The sequence below is a fragment of the Pumilibacter muris genome (genome assembly GCF_943193045.1).
GTDB lineage: Bacteria > Bacillota > Clostridia > Christensenellales > Pumilibacteraceae > Pumilibacter > Pumilibacter muris.
On record NZ_CALPCN010000001.1, the window covers coordinates 494,167 to 512,062 of the forward strand.

Below are 17,896 nucleotides of genomic sequence, written 5' to 3' on the forward strand. Positions count from 1 at the left end.
GTTCCTTGCGTATTTTGGCTTATACGGATACGCTTTTACAATCGAAGCACCTATACGGTTTTCCGCGATTTATATTTAAATATATTGCGTTATCCGTGTTACATATTTTACACCTAATCGAACACGATTGCAAGCGTTAGCACCGAAAAAACAAAATTTGCCGACAAAGAAATTTTCGTCGGTGCAAACCGTTTACATATATTGTGTTTCCTGAGCGCCGTTTATATGCGCGCGCAAAACGACGACAAAACCCGCTCAATATCTTAAATAGCTGTCGAACGCGTTCACTATATGGTTCACTTCTTTTGTTCCTATATAAACTTCTATCACGTCGAAGCGCACGGGAACGTCGAAATATCTGAATTTTTTTATGTATTGCGATGCAACTTCGCTTATTTTACGACGCTTATGGTAATTAACCGCTTCGGCGGGGGTGCCGAACGCATCGTCCGTTCGCGTCTTTACTTCGATAAAAACAAGCGCTTCCGAATCTGCCGCCACAATATCGAGTTCGCCGAGCTCGGTGGAAAAATTTCTGTGAAAAATTTCGTATCCCTTTTTTTTAAGGTATGCGCAGGCAATTTCTTCGCCCGCTTTTCCTTTAAGTTTGTTGTCGCTTTTTTTTCTCATTATTGCGCTTGCCTTTCGGAATGTTCCTTTTCTACCGTCGGCATCGAAAAGTTTTTAATAAAAGTTGCTCTGTGCAAAGGACAACTTCCTTCCGCTTCGAGCGCGGCGATATGTTCCGCAGTTCCGTAACCTTTGTTTTTTGCGAACTTATACGCGGGATATTCCGCGTCGTAACCGCGCATAATTCTGTCTCGAGTAACTTTTGCTATAATGGATGCGGCAGCTATGTTATAGCTTTTGGCGTCTCCTTTTATAATAGCTCTCGTTTCGCACGAAAGTTCCAAACCTTTCACGGCGTCCACAAGCAAAAGCGTGGGAACAAGTTTCATTGCGTTAAAAGCTTCGCGCATAGCTTTTTTAGTTGCGTTTAATATATTTATTTCGTCTATAACATAGTTATCCGCTATTCCCACACCGTAAGAAATTGCGACGCGAACAATTTTTTCGTAGAGCTCTTCCCTGTTTTTCTCGCCGACTTTTTTACTGTCGAATATTCCGTCTATGGGAGAATCGAGCGGCATTATAACGCACGCCGCAACCACAGGTCCCGCAAGCGGACCTCTGCCCACTTCGTCCATCCCCGCAATCATCGCAGGCAAAAGAGCTCTGTCGTATTCGAATATTTTATTCGTGTCGTTCAACTTAACTCCTCCACGCTGTCGAGCGTAATTTTGCCCAACCGCCCTTTTCTGAAATCGTCCGTAAACGCAACTGCCGCGCGCTCAACGTCCGGCTCGCCTCCGCGCAAAAGATAGCCGCGCGCGCGAGCTATGCGTGCCATACATTCCTCACCCGCGCTATTTTCCACATTGTAACGCGAATTTATTATGCCCGGTTCGATTGCGTTAAGTTCTTCAGATAAACTGCATGCAAGTTCGAACGTGTCAAGTATTTCGTCTTTTATGCTGCCTATATATGCAAGACGCCGAGCAATTTTTTGGTCTTCGAGTTTGGGATATAACGTGCCCGGCGTATCGAGAACTTCAAGATAATCGTTTACCCTAACCCACTGTTTGCCTCGCGTAACTCCCGCTTTATTTCCCGTGACTGTTTTTGCACTTCCGCACAAATTGTTTATAATTGTAGATTTGCCTGTGTTCGGCACTCCGAGCACCATACATTTAATCGTTGTACGCACGCCTTTTTCGCGGTATTTAGCTATCTTTTCGCCGCTCAATTCTTTAATGGCGGCAACCATAGGCGACGCGGTTTTAGAGGCGGTAGCGTTAAGCGTAAGCGCCCGTCTGTTGTTTACCGAAAAATATTCACACCACCGTTTAACTCGGGTCACATCCCCTAAATCGGCTTTATTAAGCGCATAAATCACCGGAGTTCGCCCGAGCATACTTTCGAAATTCGGGTTTATGCAACTATACGGCGCCCGCGAATCGAGAACGTATATAACAACGTCGGCAATGCGCAAATTCTCTTCTATTATGCGCATAGCTTTCGCCATATGACCAGGAAACCAATTTATCATAACTACTATTCCTTAGCGGTGTTTTTTGACGCGAAGTTCTCTATAAGGTCGGGACGCAAACGCGAAGTTATGGCAAGCGATTGTTCACGCCGCCATTTTTCAACGTTCTCGTGATGACCGCTCACAAGCACTTCGGGAACTTCCAACCCCTCGAAAACACGAGGGCGGGTATATTGCGGATATTCAAGCAACGAGTCGGAAAAACTTTCGTCAACAGCCGACTGCTCGCTGCCGAGCACACCCGGCACAAATCTTAACAGCGAATCTATTGCAACCATTGCGGCAAGTTCTCCGCCCGTTAAAACAAAATCGCCAAGCGACAACTCTTCGTCTATGCACAAATCTATTGCGCGCTGGTCAACGCCCTCGTAATGACCGCACAAAAACAGCAAATCTCCGCTCTCGGAAAGCTGTTTCGCTTTCGCCGCCGTTAAAGTTTGTCCTTTCGGCGAAAGATAAATTCTGCGACAAATTCTTTGGGGGTCTACGGCTTGCACCGCGTCGAAAATAGGCTGAGGAGTCATAACCATTCCCGCGCCGCCGCCGTAAGGATAATCGTCGCATTTCAAATGCTTATCTTTGCTGAAAGAGCGAATATTCACAACGTTCAGCCGCACTACTCCCGATTGAATAGCTCTGCCGATTACGCTGTGTTCGAGAGCGGCAAACATTTCGGGAAAAAGCGTGAGAACGTTAATCGTCATACACGCACACCTCGTCGAGCAATCTTTTTTTCACGACAAACTTTTTTTCAGTCACGCTCACCGAAGCAACCAAACGATTTAAAAAAGGAAATCTGAACTCTTTTCCGTTAATCCCTTTCGCGTTTATTACGTCTACGGCTCCTCCGTTTTGAAAAATATCGGTAATAACGCCCAAAACGTTTCCGTCATCGCTCACAACGTTACAACCGATTAAATCCGCAACAAAATATTCGCCGTCGCCAAGCTCGATTGCGTTCACTCTGTCTATTTGCAAAAACTTGCCGCGCATAAGTTCCGCCGCATTTCTGTCGTCTATCCCTTGAAGTTTAACGTAGGCATAATCGCGGTCTAACCTTAATCCCGTAATTCTCAGCGGTCTGCCGTCGATATAAAACACCCGAAGCTTTTTAAACCTTTCGGGACTTGCCGTAAGCGGTTTAACTTTTAATTCGCCCGCAATTCCCTGCGCTTTCAGAACTTCTCCTACGGTTATATATTCCATTTGCAACGCGGCTCCTTTGCTTTATGCGAATAATACGGCGGGAAATAACAAGAAGAGAGAATATGTTGCAATTCTCTCCGTTGCCCGTCGTTATTCGGCTTCCAAAATGTCTACGGTATATGTTTTTTCGCCGCCGGCGCAAGCCGCTTTCACAATAGTGCGAATTGACTTTGCTATTTTACCCTGACGGCCGATTATCTTACCCATATCCGCCTTGTCTACGCTTACCGAAATAATTCCGTCTTCCGACTCCGTAACTTTCACGGCTTCTTTATTATCGACAAGCTTGGTAACAAGGTACTGAACAAGTTCTACCATTAGTTTCTCCCCGAAGTCCGATTATTCCGACTTCTTCTTTTTAACCGCTTTGGTTTTTGCGGGCGCTTTCTTAGCGTTTTGAATTATACCCGCGTTAACGAACATAGCCTTAACAGTGTCGCTGGGAAGAGCGCCCACCGAAAGCCAGTGTTTGGCTTTGTCTTCGTCGATTTTGATTTCCGCAGGTTCGGTAAGCGGATTGTACGTTCCCACAATGTCAATAAACTTGCCGTCGCGGGGTGCGCGAGAATCCGCAACTATAATGCGGTAGAAGGGGCTCTTCTTATCGCCCATACGGGTCAGTCTGATTTTTACCATTTGTTTTCTCCTTTAAAATGTGATTACCTAATTTTATTTAAAACGGAAAGCGGCGTCCGCCTTTCCCCATTTTACCCATTTTGCCGTTTTTCATCATGCGCATCATTTCTTTCGTTTGTTCGAACTGTTTTAACAGTTGGTTCACGTCTTGAATAGAAGTTCCGCTGCCTGCCGCGATGCGCTTTCTGCGCGAAGCTTTTATAATTTCGGGATGTTCGCGCTCGTACATGGTCATGGATTTTATAATAGCTTTAAACCGCTCTATCCGCGCTTCGTCAACGTCTTTTTCACTTATGCGCATATTGTTGGGAAGTCCCGGAATCATAGACATAACTTCCGACAGATTACCCATTTTTCCGAGTTGCTCGAACTGCGTAAGAAAGTCGTCGAGAGTGAAAGCGGATTCGCGCAATTTTTTTTCGAGCTTTTGCATCTCCTCTTCGGTAACGGCAGACTGCGCTTTTTCTATAAGAGTAAGAACGTCGCCCATTCCGAGTATGCGCGAAGCCATTCTGTCGGGATAGAACGGCTCTATGTCGCCCATTTTCTCGCCCGTTCCGCAGAATTTAACAGGCTTTCCCGTAACCGCTTTAATGGAAAGCGCCGCGCCGCCTCTCGTGTCGCCGTCGAGCTTAGTAAGTATCACGCCCGATATATCGAGACGCTCGTTAAACGTGGCGGCAACGTTAGCCGCTTCCTGCCCCGTCATTGCGTCTACCGTAAGAAGAATTTCGGTAGGACATACTTCGAACTTTATGTTTTCAAGCTCGCGCATAAGTTCTTCGTTTATTTGAAGCCGACCCGCCGTGTCTATTATAAGCGTGTCGCAACCTCTGCTGCGCGCTTCTTCCACCGCAAGCTTAGAAGTTTTAACAGGGTCTTTATCGCCGCGCTCGTATACTTCCACACCGACGCTTCGCCCTACAACTTTTAATTGATTGATTGCCGCAGGACGGTATACGTCGCATGCCGCAAGCAGCGGACGTTTGCCCTGTTTTTTAAGTAGCTGCGACAGTTTGCCGCACATGGTAGTTTTGCCCGCGCCTTGAAGCCCCACCATCATTATTACGGTTGGCAACTTGCTCGAAACGCTCAACTTCGCGTTTGTAGAACCCATAAGCGCTATAAGCTCGTCGTTTACTATTTTAATAACCTGTTGACCGGGCGTTAAACTGTTTAAAATAGTTTCGCCTACAGCCTTTTCGCTCACACGCGCTATAAAGTTTTTAACTACGCCGAAATTTACGTCCGCTTCTAACAAAGCGACGCGAATTTCGCGCATAGCCTGTTTTATTTCAAGCTCGCTGAGCTTGCCGCGCGATTTCATTTTGCTGAAAATGTGATTGAGTTTTTCGCTGAGGCTACCGAACAGTCCCATAAACACTCCTTATAAACTCTTCAAGCTCGGCAACTTTTTTCGCCGCGTCGGCGCACCCGTTGCAATCGCGTTTGATGTCTTGCAATCTTTTAGCTATTTCCGAAACAAAGAAACGGATTTTAAACTTGCTCTCGAACTCCGACAAACTTTCTTCCGACTGCTTAACCGCAGAATGAACCGCTTGGCGGCTGACTCCGAAATTATCCGCTATTTCGGAAAGAGAATAGTCGCGCTCGTAGTAGTCGGCAAGCATGTCCCGCTGCTTTTCCGTAAGAGCGTCGCCGTAAATATCCATAAGAGCAAGATAAGTATAGTCTTTCATGCGCCCTCGTTTACGAACGGAAAAAATAAAGGTGTAAAGCAATTTTACTTTACACCTTATTATACTCTTTCGCTTGGACGTTTGTCAAGCGTTTTATTCTATTATGGCGTCTATAAATTCGCGCGAATCGAAATCTTCGAGGTCGTCTATTCCCTCGCCTACACCGACGTAAACAACGGGCACTCCGAGCTGCCCCGCTATTGCAAGCACCACGCCGCCTTTCGCCGTGCCGTCGAGCTTAGTTAAAATAATACCGTCTATGTCTATCGCCTCGTTAAACACGTCAACTTGCGATATGGCGTTCTGTCCCGTAGTGGCGTCGAGCACAATATAATTAAGATACATGCAGTCGGGATATTCCCGTTCTATAATGCGGTTGATTTTTTTCAACTCGTCCATTAAATTCTTTTTGTTGTGTAATCGTCCGGCAGTGTCTATCAAAAGCACGTCGGTATTTTTGCTTTTGGCGCTCATCACGGCATCGTATACAACCGCTCCGGGGTCGGCGCCTTCGGCGTGTTTTACTATGCGCACTCCCGCTCTATCCGCCCAAACCGTAAGTTGGTCGGCTGCCGCCGCGCGAAACGTGTCGGCGGCAACTATGGTAACGCTTTTCCCCGCTTTTTTAAATTTTTTGGCAAGTTTTCCGATTGCGGTAGTTTTGCCCACGCCGTTCACTCCCGCCACAAGCAACACGAGCGGATACTCGTATTCGGGAACGGGATTCTCGTCGAGAATGTCTATCATGAGCTTTTTGAGTTCATCTTTAACTTCGGCGGTGTCGCGTATGCGTTTTTCGTCTATAACGTCGCGCAAATTGTCCATAAGATTCTCCACCGTTTCGGCGCCTATGTCGGAAGAAATTAGCGCCATTTCAAGCTCGTCGTAAAAGTCGTCGGTTAAAACGCCGCCTGTAAACAGCTTATTGAGCTTGTAAGCAATGGCTTCTTTCGTCTTTTTGAGTTTTTCTTTGATTTTTCCGAAGAATCCCATATTCTTCTCCTTTTAGCAACGTTATTGCTGTTCTTCCATTTTAATGGCGTCGCTCAGTTTAACCGACACTATTTTGCTCACGCCTTTTTCTTCCATAGTAACGCCGTATAAACTGTCGGCAAGTTCCATAGTGGGCTTACGGTGAGTTATAACTATAAATTGAGTGTCTTCCGAAAATCTGCGCAAATATTTTGCAAACCTTCCCGCGTTCGCGTCGTCGAGCGCCGCCTCTATTTCGTCGAGTACGCAAAAAGGCATAGGTTTAAGCCGAAGTATCGCAAACAAAATAGCTATAGCCGTAAGAGCGCGCTCTCCGCCGGAAAGAAGCGATATGCTCTGCAACTTCTTTTCGGGAGGCTGAGCCACAATTTCTATTCCCGCATCGAGCGGATTTTCGCTGTCGAGCAACAGTAAGTCGGCGTTGCCGCCGTCGAACAATTCTTTGAAAATCTTTACAAAGTTTACTCGTATTTGTTCGAATTGGCTTGTGAATTTTCCGAGCATTTCAGCCGACAATTCGTTGATTATTTTCACCAAATCGTTTTCCGCTTTAACAAGGTCTTCGCGCTGAACGTCCATTTCATGGTAGCTCGCATACATCTCTTTGCACTGCTCAATGGAATCGAGGTTAACGTGTCCGAGCGCGTTCATCTGCCTATTTAAACGGTTGGCTTCCGCCACGCCTTTCGCAAGGTCGTAATTTTCTTCTTTAAACGGCAAGCAGTCGTCGTATTCGAGCTCGTAATTCTCTTTAACTTTCTGTTGCATTATTTCTATGTCTGTATCTACTTTGGCAAGTTGCATTTCTTCCCGACTTTTCTTTTCGTGCAACTTGTTCAGTTCTTCCACAAGAGCCATGCGTTTGGAGTCGAGCGCGGCTATTGATTCGTTAAGCTCTTGCTTATACTCGTCAAGATTGGCGAGCTTATACCTCACCTCTTTAACGCGATTACTGTCGGCAGAATTTTCGGTGTTCATAGACTCCGTAATCGTTGCGTCGAGTTCTTTAATAAGAACGTCGTTGTCGGCAATCTGTTTCGTCTCGTATTGCGACTTTGCCGCAATAGATTCCATATTGGCTTTAAGTCGCGCTATTTCACCGTCGATAGCCGAATACTTGGCTTCGAGTGTGGAAACGCGCACGCGAGCGCTCGTCATCATTTCGTGAAGCTCGTTGCGTTGTTTTCTCAAAGCATCGAATTGATGCCTTTGTTCTTCGCCGCTTTCATTGGCACTGTCTTTCTTTCCGAGAACAATTTGTTCAAGCTCGCCCACGCTGTCTACGTCGCGCGTAATTTCTTCTATCCTGAGCCGAGCTTTGGTTTCCTCTTCCGTTAGCCCTTCAAGTTCGGCGCGCAACTCTTCGTCGGCGGCTTTAAACTTACTGAGGGCTTCCGTTCGAGTTGCAATCTCCACTTCCAACTTGTGCACTTCTTCGCTTACGGTGCGAATTTGTTCGCTCGTTACTCGTTGCAATTTCGCCTTTTCGTCGCGAAGAGCGTTAAGTTCGGTCAACTTTTTATCCATCTCGGCTATTTGCGCCGCAAACGTTTCGATTTCTTTATCGTAACCGAACACGTTCGTGGAATCAGCCCTTTTGCTACCGCCCGTAATGGAACCGTGCGGCGTAAGCACGTCGCCCTCTTTCGTAACGATTTTAAATCCGTAACGCGACTTGCGCGCAACCGCAATAGCCGTGTCCATATTATCCACCACAACGGTGTTCCCTAACAGTCCCGAAAACACGGCTTCGTATTTTGGGTCAAACGAAACCAAATCCACAGCTACGCCGCAAACTCCGCTTTCGCTTAAAAGTCTGCGATATTCAGATTCGAGGGAACGCGGCTTTGCGGCGGATATGGGCAAAAACGTTGCTCTGCCGCTCCTTGTGCGCTTTAAAAATTCCACCAAATATTTTGCGTCCTCTTCAGTGCGGGTAACTATATTCTGAACCGCATTTCCGAGCGCCATTTCTATCGCGGTTTCAAATCCGTCGCTCACGCTCAGTAACGATGCAACCACGCCTTCTATTTTCGACGAAAGCTCTTTGTTTTGCTTAGCTTCCGTCATGAGTTTTCTTACGCTTAGCACAAAACCGTCGTAAGACTGTTGCAAATTAACAAGCATGTCATGCCGCGTTTTCGCGCCGTGATATTTTGCACTGATAGAATCTATCTTTTCTGCGGCTCTGCTTATTTCGGCTACGCAATTACTATTTTCTTCGTATAAAACTTCAAGCTTTTCGGATAGAGCGTTCTTTTCTTTAATTTTGTCGCCCGTCTCGTTATCAAGTCTTTCCGTTGCGGCAAGCCCCGAATCGAGTTTTTCTTTGCATGCCGAAATACGCCTGTCAAGGTCAGAGATACGCGAATTCAATCCGTCGCGCTCGGCTACGAGTCTCGACATATTCGCGCGAATTTCGGTGAGTTTATCCATAGCTTCCACTACGGCTCTGTGATTCGATTCTACCTCGCCTTCGCCCTGAGTGAGAGTATCCACAACCGCGCAATATTCTTCGTTGAATTTTTCCGCCTCTATGCGCGCGCTTTTGAGTTCCTCTTCCGTTTTTAAAAGCTGTTCGGAGCCCGCCGCAATAAACCGTTCGGTTTGTTCGTATTCCTCGTTATGCTGTTCGAGTTCTTTTTTAAGATTCTCGTTTTGCATTTCAAGATACGATAGACGTTCTTTCAACACCTTAGTGTCGCCCGCCGCTTTTTCGATTCCTACGGTGAGTTCAAGCAATTCGTCGCGCAGCGAATTAACCGTTTTGTCGGTTGCGCCGTATTTTTCGCGCGCCTCGTTGTATTGAACGGTCGCGTCGTCGCAATCCTTTTGTCTCAACTCTATTTCCTGCGTCACACCGTCGAGCCTGTTTTGAATCGCGGCTTTCGCCTGACTTGCCGAATCGTATTGATATATGTAAATATTTATTTCGTGAGTTTTGAGCTTGTCTCTAAGTTCCAACCATTTTCGCGCCGCTTCCGACTGCTTTGTGAGAGGTTCGAGCATAGACGCCTTTTCGTGCAAAATGTCGTCTATGCGAACAAGATTTTCGCGCGTGCGCGCAAGCTTGCGCTCCGAATCGAGCTTGCGAGCTTTAAACTTAGATATGCCCGCAGCTTCTTCGAATATCGCGCGGCGGTCTTCAGGCTTCGCGCGCAAAAGTTCTTCTATTCTGCCCTGTCCTATAATCGAATAGCCTTCTCTTCCCATGCCGCCGTCGCGCAATAATTCGGTTATATCTTTCAGTCTGCACGGTGTGCGGTTTAAGCAATACTCGCTTTCGCCGCTACGGTACAACTTACGCGAAATAACAACTTCGTCGTAATCAAGCGAAGGAAACAATTTTTCAGTGTTGTCGAAATACAGATTTACTTCGCAGTACGAAAGCGACTTGCGGTTTTCCGTTCCGTTAAATATAACGTCTTGCATGGAATTACCACGCAAAAGCTTCGCCGATTGCTCGCCGAGCACCCAACGAATAGAGTCGGCAACGTTGCTTTTGCCGCAACCGTTAGGACCTACGATTGCGGTAACACCCGCTCCGAATTTAACTTCCAGCCTGTCGCCAAAAGACTTAAAACCGGCAACTTCCAACTTCTTAAACTTCAAACCAACTTTCCTCTAAGTAGCAAAATTAACTGTTATTTTAGTATAATTGTATCAAAAAAACGAGTAAAAATCAAACGATTGACACGGCGTTATTTATATTGCGCGCGAATCGAGCGCGTTTTTTGCCGCTTGTTGCTCGGCGTCGATTTTTTTTCTTCCGCTTCCGTAAAATTCTTTTCCGCACACGGATAACACGCTTGAAAATCCGCGTTCGCTCGGCTCGGTTTTAAACGAATACCCGATGCCGTTTGCTTCCGCTCTTTCTTTCAGCTCCGACTTATAATCGCGCGCGGCACGGTATCGCTTATCAAGCAATTTGAATTTAACGAAAGCTTTTGCGGACTTCATTCCTCCGTCAAGATAAATAGCGCCGAGCACCGATTCGAAAATATTCGATTTGAATTTCTCGCTTATTGACTGCAAATTTTTTTCGGCGCCTTTCCCGAGCAAATAATAGCGCATAAGCCCCATGTCGTCAACAGCTTTCGAGAGCGGCGAACGCGAAACGATTTCGGCGCGTTCTTTCGAGAGCACGCCCTCGTCGCTGTTTTCCGAATTATATAGCGATTCGGCAACTATAAAATTCAAAAGTCCGTCGCCCAAAAATTCGAGACGCTCGTTGCCCGTTCCACCGTGCTCGTTCACATAAGATTCGTTTGTGAGCGCTTGGTTTAAAAGCGAACGGTTTTTAAAAACATAGCCTATTATTTTTTCTACTTCGGAGAGTTCGCTCTCACGCATTTTCGCCGTCCTGCGAAACCGTTTGCGCGGCAAGCTTTTCCATTTCGGATTTTATTTTGCCTACAAGGTCGGCGTCAGCCATTTTTTTAACCTGACGAAGAGCCGCAAGAACTGCGGCGGGATTTGCGGCGCCGTGCGCTTTAACAACCACCTTTTTAACTCCCAAAAACGGCGCGCCGCCGTAAGCGTTATAGTCCATATCTTTTTTGAGAGTGCGAAACGCTTTTTTCATAAACAGAGTGCCGAATTTCGCCGCCGTAGACTTCATAATAGCGCTTTTAAGCTCGCTCATTACCATGCCCGCCGTTCCTTCAACCGACTTTAAAAGCACGTTGCCCACAAATCCGTCCGCCACAAGAATATCGTATTCTCCCGAAACGGCGTCGCGCGCTTCCATATTGCCCAAAAAGTTTATAGGCAACTTCTTTAAAGCTTCGAAAACCTCTTTCGTGAGAGCGTTACCCTTATGGTCTTCAACGCCGACGGAAACAAGCCCCACTCTCGGATTTTCAAGACCTTCAACCGAGCGCATATAACACACTGCCATAAGAGCGAACTGCACCAAAAAGTCGGCGCGGCAATCCACGTTTGCGCCGCAATCTATTAAACAAACTCTGCCGCCTCCCTTAGTGGGCAAAAGCGGGGAAAGCGCGGGGCGTTGCACGCCGTCTATTCTTCCCACTTTAAGCACGCTTCCCGTGAGCACCGCGCCCGTGCTGCCCGAGCTCAACATACCTTTAATATCGTCGTCCGATTTAAGCAAATCGAAAGCCCGAACAAGCGACGAATCTTTTTTGGCGCGAATTGCCGCAGTAGGCGATTCGTCGTTAGAAATTACGTCGGGCGCATGTTCTATAAAAACTCTCGACTCGTCGTATTTAAATTCGGACAACGCGCTCTCTATTTTGGCTTTATCGCCCGTAAAAATTATGTCGGCGCCTTTTTGCTCTTTTAAAAACTCTACTGCGCCCGCAATTTGAGCGCGCGGAGAATTATCGCCGCCGAAAGCGTCCACAACTATCTTCATAAATTTTCTCTCCTATCAATATAATCGTTGCGCATAAATTTGCGCAATAATACTTTTCCTTATAGAATAAAACGACTCCGCAACTGTATGCGGAGCCATTGAATAAGCGTTTTAAGACTATAATTACTCTTTTTCCTGCTTAATGTCAATCTTCTTCACACCGTCATAGTATCCGCAAACTTTGCAAACTCTATGATTCTGCTTCATTTCATGACACTGAGGGCATTCGCTAATCGAAGAACTCTTAACTTTCCAATTAGCAAAACGCGAGTTACTCTGTTTTTTCGACGCTTTATGCTTGGGTACTGCCATATTTAGCACCTCCTATCAACGAATTTTAATCATGCTATACTATTATACATATTAGGACATACGTTGTCAAATGTTTTCGGGCGAATTTCAAAAATCAAAGAGAGAAATCTGCCGCGTTTCATACGGGCGCTTGCTCTCCGCAACAATGGGATCCATAGTATATAGCAATCCTTTTTGCAAGCAACGTTCGGTAAAAGTTTTCATAAGTTCGCCAGAACGCGGCGAAATACAAAAGTAATCGTCGCCGAATGCGTCGAGGTAGCGGGCTTTCATGCCCGGAAAAAGTTTTTCCGCCTTGTCGAGAAAGTGCGCTCGTTGGCTGTCTCGCATCGTAACGCCGAAAGCTCTCCCCGCATAAGCGAACTTACACCCTGCCGACGCGGCTCTATCTACTAATGAAATCACGCTTGCGCTGTCGTCTTCTATAAAAGGAAGTATCGGTGTCATAAGCACTCCCGTAAATAACCCCGCGTTCGAAAGCGTCTCTAAAGCTGCGAATCGCTTTTTCGGCGAGCTCGACTTCGGTTCGAGCTTTTTTGCGAGCTCGTCGTAAGGCGTGGTAACCGTAAACTTGACTATAACGGGAGAATGCGACGATATTGATTTTAAAACGTCGGCGTCACGCAAAACGAGTTCCGATTTTGTTTCCAAAGTAACGCCGAAACCGTAGCGGTCCAAAAGTTTTAAAGCTCCGCGCGTAAGTTCGAGTTCTTTTTCGCAAGGATTGTAGCTGTCGCTCATAGAACCGAGCGACACTATTCCCTTTTTTCGCTTGCGCGACAATTCGTCGGCAAGAATTTCGAGCGCGTTACGCTTAGCCTTAACGGTATCGAAATGTTTGATTGCGTAGCAGTCGCTGCGGCTGTCGCAATATATGCAACCGTGACTGCAACCGCGATAAAGATTTATATTGTATTCGCTACCGAACCATTCGTCGCTGTCCGTTACCATCAAAACGGACTTTGCAGTTATGTACTCCATACTTATTCCAAAAATCCTTGAATTATAGTATCTTCCGCTTCTTTTTCGTCAAGTCCGAGCGTCATAAGCTTTAAAAGCTGTTCGCTCGCTATTTTGCCGATAGCCGCTTCGTGAACCAAGCTCGCGTCTTTATGCGCGGCGTCTATTTCGGGAGTGGAACTTATGCGCGCGTTGCCTATAAGTATTCCGTCGCATTCCACATGCCCGAAACACTTGTTTTTCCCCACCAAAGCGGATTTGAAATGCTGAAAAGAATTTCCTCTCGCAACGCTGCGGCTTACAATTTCGGCGCTGCTGTCTTTGCCCGAAAGTTTAACCGAAAACACAGACATCGCGCGTTCGGAGTTATCTGTAAGCAATTTTTCTTTTACCGAAAGTTTAGCGCCTTCGCCGAGTGTAGCCGAAGTTTTGCGCACGGTATTTGTAACGCCGCCGAACTGTGTGGTTTCCATTAGCATAAAAGCGTTCTTTTTAAGGCGGATTTTGGTTACCGGATTAAAAATTTTACCGCCGCTGCCTTCGCCCGTTCCCACATGGCGTTCAACATACTTAACTTTTGCATTCTCTTCCAAATGAAAAGAATGAATCCCGTCGTGCGCGCTGTCGCTCGAAGAACCGTTGTGTATACCGCACCCCGCCACAATAATAACGTCGGCGTCTTTCCCGACATAAAAATCGTTATACACCAAATCTTTAAAACCGCCGTCGGTAAGAAGCACAGGTATGTGCACGCTCTTGTTTTTAACGCCAGGCTTTACGAAAATATCTATGCCGTTCTTATCTTTTTTAGGAATGATTTCTATATCCGCCGTTGAGTTACGGGCAATCGATTCGCCGTTTTTTCGAATGTTATAACTGCCGTTAGGCACTCCGTGCAATTCGGCGATTTGTTCGAGAAGTTTTTTATCCGTATCGTTCATCATAAAACGTTCAATTCCTTCTGAGTTTGCCGCATACTTCTTCGGATTCGGCAAGCAAGGGTAGCATTTGCTCTCGCGTTCCCGCTTGCGGCTCCGTGCCGTGATTCAAAAGCACTATCGTGTCGGCAATTTCCAAAATCTTTTTTTGATGCGTCACTATTATAACCGTTCTATCGGCAAGCGATGAAAAAGTTTTTATAAGTTCCTCAAAGCTCCATAAATCTATGCCCGCCTCAGGCTCGTCTAAAATAAACACGTCGCCGCCTTTCGCAAGCGCGGTTGCAAGCTCGATACGTTTCAACTCGCCGCCCGACAAAGTGGAATCCACTTCGCGGTTCACATAGTCTTTAGCGCACAGCCCCACAGCCGAAAGGTATTCGCAAAGCTCGCCCACCATTCTCTTTCTTCCCGACGCAAGTTCGAGTAATTTTCCGACAGTGATTCCTTTAAATCTTACCGGTTGTTGAAACGCAACCGAAAAACCGAGTCTCGCCCGTTCTGTTACGCCCAGCGAAGTTATGTCTTTGTTTTTATAATATATTTTTCCCGCAGTTGGCTTTTCCATGCCCATCAAAAGCTTAACAAGCGTGGATTTGCCTCCTCCGTTATGCCCTGTGATTGCGGTTATATTCGAACCGCGAATTTCAAGATTTACGTCGTTTAATATTATTTTTTCTTCTGCGGTTTTTTCGTCTTTTACCGAAAAACGCACATTGTCGAATTTTATCATTGAGTAGTTTCTCCGCATTCAGCCATGCGCTTATTGTTTGCAAACAGTATAGCACATACTCCGAAAAAAGACAAGAATTTCGCGGCGGTCAACAAAAAAGGTCGAATTTTTTTCTCTAAAATTCTATATGCCAAGTTCGCCGAACTCTCTTTACTTTTCGTAAAAGCGGGCAATTTCACACACGGATTTTCGCGGCGGCATTTCGGGCGAAATGTCGCTGTATCCAACAGCTATAACGCCGACAACCGATTCTGAAACGGGTATATTTAAAACCGATTTTAACTTGCTTGCATCGCGCAAACCCATTACAAGCGTTGACAATCCTAATTCTGTGGCTTTTAACAGCAAATTCATAGTTTGCAAACCGCAATCGAAATACCCCCAACCGTTGCCTATTTCGTTTGAAGGTGTACCGTCGGAATTAAAACCCGAAACGTTTGGCACAACGGTGCCAACTATGAGCACGGGCGCAAGTTCCGTGTTCGCTTTGTTATAAGGAAACAATGTCGCTTTAACCGCCGACAACGTTTCTTCTCCGCTAACAACATAGTAGCGCGACGTCTGAGAATTTTTCCACGACGGCACAAGTAAAGCCGCCTTTATAATATCTTCGAGTTTTTCTCTTTCAACCTTTTTACCGTTATAACCGCGCACGCTTCTGCGTAAACTCATTGCCTGTTGCAATTCCATTGTTTTTTATTCTCCTTTAATAAAAATTACAAAACAATCTTGGCGAACTTCTTTTTGCTCAACATATATGCCGCCGCTTCTTCGCCGTTTTCGAGCGCTTTTTTATACCATTCTGCGGCTCTTTTCAAATCTTTTTTAACGCCGCAACCGCGTTCGTACATATAGCCCAAAGAAATTTGCGAATCGACGCTGCCGAGCGCTGAAGCTTTTTCGTACCATTGAACGGCTTTTTCCGCATCTTTTTTGACACCGTCGCCGTGCCTGTAACAGCACCCCACATTATACAACGCGTTAACGTTGTTTTGTTCCGCCGCTTTTAAATAATATTTAAACCCTTCGGCAGTATTCCTTTTTGTTCCGATACCGTTAAAATAACAATATCCCAAATCGCTCTGAGCTTGCGCGTTATTTTGCGCGGCTGACTTATTAAGCCACTTAAACGCTTCGGCGCCGTCAGCTTTCACTCCGTTTCCAACTTGATAGCACCAGCCGACGCGGAGTTGCGCTCTGTCGTCACCCTGTTCGGCGGCTTGCAAATGCCAATAAAACGCTTTTTCTAAATTTTGAACTATTCCTTTGCCTTCTTCGTAACATATCGCCAAATTGTATTGCGCCCGCATGTTGCCTTGCTTTGCCGCTCTTTGGAACCAACGCACAGCCTCGTACAAATCTTTCTTCACTGTCTTTCCTACAACAAAGCACCATCCGTATGCGTTTTGCGCGGCAGGATAACCCGCTTCAGCCGCCTCACGATACAGCCTTACCGCTTCATCATAATCTCTTTCTATTTTCTCCCCGCCGTCGTAAAATTCGGCAAGAACGTATGCCGCAGGCGCATAGCCGTCGTCCGCCGACTTGCGGTAATACTCAATCGCTTGCGAAATATCTTTTTGTACTCCGAATCCGTTTTCGTAACAGTAGCCGAGCCTGTAAACCGACGGGGCGTAGCCGTCCGCCGCCGCGCTTTCGAAAAGTTCCAACGCCGCGTCGAATTTTTCGTCGTTAAAATAACATTCGCCCAACATGTGTTTTGCGGGAACATAATTCTGCTTTTGAGCTTGCGTAAACCAATATAAAGCCTTCGACTTCGAAAACGGCAATTCATTGCAATGCGAGTAATACAACCCTGCGCGGTATTGCGCATAAACGTAATTTTGCTCGGCAGATTTTAGACACCACTCGAAAGCCTCGCCAAAATCCGTTTTTACTCCTTCGCCGTATTCGTAACATAAGGCAAGACCGTATTGCGCGCATTCGTTCCCTTTTTCGGCAGCGCTTAAAAAAAATTTGAACGCTTCGGCATTATTCGCTTCCACACCCAACCCTTTCGAAAAACATATCGCCAAGCAATATTCCGCATGGTCGTCGCCTAAACGGGCTGCGGTCATCCAACATTCCGCAGCTTTTTCAAACTCTTCGTTATCGTAAAATTCTACAGCTTTGTCGCATAGCTCTTTTACGTTTCTTGTCTGCGTCTCGTTTTCTACTTCGTTAAAGTTTTCTTTATGCTTATAAAACAGCTTTATAATGCCTTCGTCAAAATCGAACTTATTTTGCACGTTACTTTCTCCGCTCTACAATAAAACTCAATTTTCGGAGTCGCCAAGTTCGCAATCGGTCATGTCCTCAATTCGCTTTCGAAGCTCGGCGAAAGTTTTCATATCTTTCATCGTGGCGGCATAAGGCATGCTGTCCCATTCTCCGCTGCTTTCAAGTTCCACAGCGTCGTTCGTTTGTTCTTCCCATAAAAGTTCGTCGTTTTCGCTTTCCGCTTCCAAATCTATTCCGAGCATAGCCGCCGCCTCGTCGGGCGTAATTGCTCCGTTGCTCGCCACAGGCATATTCGGCTCGGCATATCCCGACACTATTCCGCAATACCGCATCTTTTCGTTTCCGTCCGCATTAGCGCGTTTAGGACGAATGGGTTGCGCTAAGCGTTTGCCGTATGAGTAATCTATTACCTTTTTAACAACCTCTTCGGGCAAACATTCAAAATATACGTCGCTGAAATGAAGCGGTTCGTTTTCAGACGCTGCGGTTATTTTTTTTGGAAACTCTTTTTCATAAGAGGGATGCCGTCCCCATACCGTAAGTTTTGCGCCTTTTGCGCTTTCGCTCAATGTGGCGAAAGCAGTTTCGTATATAGTATAACGAACGCTTTTCCATTCGTGCATTACTCTTTTGGTAGCGTTAGGCAAACTCATTATGTACTTTTCGACTTCTTTCAAATCCATACTT

General features: G+C 46.2%; 20 protein-coding genes. All 20 read right to left on the reverse strand.

The features are described from left to right. Positions 1-255: 255 nt before the first annotated feature. Positions 256-630, reverse strand: a complete 375-nt coding sequence (locus NFR62_RS02410) for a YraN family protein (RefSeq protein ID WP_251613248.1) — start codon at positions 628-630, stop codon at positions 256-258. Continuing rightward, the gene (locus NFR62_RS02415; protein ID WP_251613251.1) at positions 630-1,271 is read right to left on the reverse strand and encodes a ribonuclease HII; all 642 of its coding nucleotides are present in this window, start codon (positions 1,269-1,271) and stop codon (positions 630-632) included. Before NFR62_RS02415 ends, NFR62_RS02410 begins: the two co-directional genes overlap by 1 nt. After that, on the reverse strand, positions 1,268-2,110 hold the full coding sequence (ylqF, locus tag NFR62_RS02420) for a ribosome biogenesis GTPase YlqF (RefSeq protein WP_251613267.1): 843 nt from the start codon (positions 2,108-2,110) through the stop codon (positions 1,268-1,270). Before ylqF ends, NFR62_RS02415 begins: the two co-directional genes overlap by 4 nt. Before the next feature lie 5 nt (positions 2,111-2,115). After that, complete coding sequence (gene trmD, locus NFR62_RS02425; RefSeq protein WP_251613270.1) at positions 2,116-2,814, reverse strand: tRNA (guanosine(37)-N1)-methyltransferase TrmD; 699 nt, start codon at positions 2,812-2,814, stop codon at positions 2,116-2,118. After that, entirely contained in the window at positions 2,804-3,316 is a 513-nt protein-coding gene (rimM, locus tag NFR62_RS02430; RefSeq protein WP_251613291.1) for a ribosome maturation factor RimM, read from the reverse strand. The genes trmD and rimM overlap by 11 nt, the downstream gene beginning before the upstream one ends. Positions 3,317-3,406: 90 nt before the next feature. After that, on the reverse strand, positions 3,407-3,634 hold the full coding sequence (locus NFR62_RS02435; protein WP_251613294.1) for a KH domain-containing protein: 228 nt from the start codon (positions 3,632-3,634) through the stop codon (positions 3,407-3,409). A gap of 21 nt (positions 3,635-3,655) precedes the next feature. Then, positions 3,656-3,952, reverse strand: coding sequence for a 30S ribosomal protein S16 (gene rpsP / locus NFR62_RS02440; protein WP_251613297.1), 297 nt, complete (start codon positions 3,950-3,952; stop codon positions 3,656-3,658). A 37-nt stretch (positions 3,953-3,989) separates the two neighbouring features. Further along, positions 3,990-5,330, reverse strand: a complete 1,341-nt coding sequence (gene ffh, locus NFR62_RS02445; RefSeq protein ID WP_251613301.1) for a signal recognition particle protein — start codon at positions 5,328-5,330, stop codon at positions 3,990-3,992. Beyond that, on the reverse strand, positions 5,314-5,652 hold the full coding sequence (gene ylxM / locus NFR62_RS02450; RefSeq protein ID WP_251613304.1) for a YlxM family DNA-binding protein: 339 nt from the start codon (positions 5,650-5,652) through the stop codon (positions 5,314-5,316). The genes ffh and ylxM overlap by 17 nt, the downstream gene beginning before the upstream one ends. Before the next feature lie 93 nt (positions 5,653-5,745). After that, positions 5,746-6,645 (reverse strand): signal recognition particle-docking protein FtsY, encoded by a 900-nt coding sequence (gene ftsY, locus NFR62_RS02455; RefSeq protein WP_251613307.1) that lies wholly within the window; start codon positions 6,643-6,645, stop codon positions 5,746-5,748. A gap of 21 nt (positions 6,646-6,666) precedes the next feature. Further along, positions 6,667-10,257, reverse strand: a complete 3,591-nt coding sequence (gene smc / locus NFR62_RS02460; protein ID WP_251613310.1) for a chromosome segregation protein SMC — start codon at positions 10,255-10,257, stop codon at positions 6,667-6,669. A gap of 93 nt (positions 10,258-10,350) precedes the next feature. Beyond that, complete coding sequence (locus tag NFR62_RS02465; RefSeq protein ID WP_251613313.1) at positions 10,351-10,998, reverse strand: ribonuclease III family protein; 648 nt, start codon at positions 10,996-10,998, stop codon at positions 10,351-10,353. Further along, positions 10,991-12,025, reverse strand: coding sequence for a phosphate acyltransferase PlsX (gene plsX, locus NFR62_RS02470; RefSeq protein WP_251613356.1), 1,035 nt, complete (start codon positions 12,023-12,025; stop codon positions 10,991-10,993). Before plsX ends, NFR62_RS02465 begins: the two co-directional genes overlap by 8 nt. A gap of 123 nt (positions 12,026-12,148) precedes the next feature. Beyond that, positions 12,149-12,337, reverse strand: a complete 189-nt coding sequence (gene rpmF / locus NFR62_RS02475) for a 50S ribosomal protein L32 (protein WP_251613359.1) — start codon at positions 12,335-12,337, stop codon at positions 12,149-12,151. 87 nt (positions 12,338-12,424) lie between these two features. Then, the gene (locus NFR62_RS02480; protein ID WP_251613362.1) at positions 12,425-13,318 is read right to left on the reverse strand and encodes an SPL family radical SAM protein; all 894 of its coding nucleotides are present in this window, start codon (positions 13,316-13,318) and stop codon (positions 12,425-12,427) included. A gap of 2 nt (positions 13,319-13,320) precedes the next feature. Next, positions 13,321-14,241, reverse strand: a complete 921-nt coding sequence (locus NFR62_RS02485) for a SufB/SufD family protein (protein ID WP_338049880.1) — start codon at positions 14,239-14,241, stop codon at positions 13,321-13,323. Positions 14,242-14,248: 7 nt separating this feature from the next. Next, a complete protein-coding gene (locus tag NFR62_RS02490; protein ID WP_251613365.1) occupies positions 14,249-14,968 on the reverse strand; it encodes an ATP-binding cassette domain-containing protein in 720 nt (239 codons plus the stop codon). Positions 14,969-15,118: 150 nt separating this feature from the next. Continuing rightward, entirely contained in the window at positions 15,119-15,658 is a 540-nt protein-coding gene (locus NFR62_RS02495) for a nitroreductase family protein (protein WP_251613368.1), read from the reverse strand. 26 nt (positions 15,659-15,684) lie between these two features. Beyond that, a complete protein-coding gene (locus tag NFR62_RS02500) occupies positions 15,685-17,217 on the reverse strand; it encodes an SEL1-like repeat protein (RefSeq protein WP_251613371.1) in 1,533 nt (510 codons plus the stop codon). Between the two features lie 27 nt (positions 17,218-17,244). Further along, positions 17,245-17,892 (reverse strand): hypothetical protein, encoded by a 648-nt coding sequence (locus tag NFR62_RS02505; RefSeq protein ID WP_251613374.1) that lies wholly within the window; start codon positions 17,890-17,892, stop codon positions 17,245-17,247. Positions 17,893-17,896 lie beyond the last annotated feature (4 nt).

Bases quoted from the DNA above. Each gene is read 5' to 3' on its own strand.
- plsX (WP_251613356.1), bottom strand. From the start codon at position 12,025: ATGAAGATAGTTGTGGACGCTTTCGGCGGCGATAATTCTCCGCGCGCT.
- rpsP (WP_251613297.1), bottom strand. From the start codon at position 3,952: ATGGTAAAAATCAGACTGACCCGTATGGGCGATAAGAAGAGCCCCTTC.
- NFR62_RS02435 (WP_251613294.1), bottom strand. From the start codon at position 3,634: ATGGTAGAACTTGTTCAGTACCTTGTTACCAAGCTTGTCGATAATAAA.
- trmD (WP_251613270.1), bottom strand. From the start codon at position 2,814: ATGACGATTAACGTTCTCACGCTTTTTCCCGAAATGTTTGCCGCTCTC.
- ylqF (WP_251613267.1), bottom strand. From the start codon at position 2,110: ATGATAAATTGGTTTCCTGGTCATATGGCGAAAGCTATGCGCATAATA.
- NFR62_RS02485 (WP_338049880.1), bottom strand. From the start codon at position 14,241: ATGATGAACGATACGGATAAAAAACTTCTCGAACAAATCGCCGAATTG.
- NFR62_RS02495 (WP_251613368.1), bottom strand. From the start codon at position 15,658: ATGGAATTGCAACAGGCAATGAGTTTACGCAGAAGCGTGCGCGGTTAT.
- NFR62_RS02410 (WP_251613248.1), bottom strand. From the start codon at position 630: ATGAGAAAAAAAAGCGACAACAAACTTAAAGGAAAAGCGGGCGAAGAA.
- ylxM (WP_251613304.1), bottom strand. From the start codon at position 5,652: ATGAAAGACTATACTTATCTTGCTCTTATGGATATTTACGGCGACGCT.
- NFR62_RS02465 (WP_251613313.1), bottom strand. From the start codon at position 10,998: ATGCGTGAGAGCGAACTCTCCGAAGTAGAAAAAATAATAGGCTATGTT.
- ftsY (WP_251613307.1), bottom strand. From the start codon at position 6,645: ATGGGATTCTTCGGAAAAATCAAAGAAAAACTCAAAAAGACGAAAGAA.
- rimM (WP_251613291.1), bottom strand. From the start codon at position 3,316: ATGGAATATATAACCGTAGGAGAAGTTCTGAAAGCGCAGGGAATTGCG.
- rpmF (WP_251613359.1), bottom strand. From the start codon at position 12,337: ATGGCAGTACCCAAGCATAAAGCGTCGAAAAAACAGAGTAACTCGCGT.
- NFR62_RS02490 (WP_251613365.1), bottom strand. From the start codon at position 14,968: ATGATAAAATTCGACAATGTGCGTTTTTCGGTAAAAGACGAAAAAACC.
- NFR62_RS02480 (WP_251613362.1), bottom strand. From the start codon at position 13,318: ATGGAGTACATAACTGCAAAGTCCGTTTTGATGGTAACGGACAGCGAC.
- NFR62_RS02505 (WP_251613374.1), bottom strand. From the start codon at position 17,892: ATGGATTTGAAAGAAGTCGAAAAGTACATAATGAGTTTGCCTAACGCT.
- ffh (WP_251613301.1), bottom strand. From the start codon at position 5,330: ATGGGACTGTTCGGTAGCCTCAGCGAAAAACTCAATCACATTTTCAGC.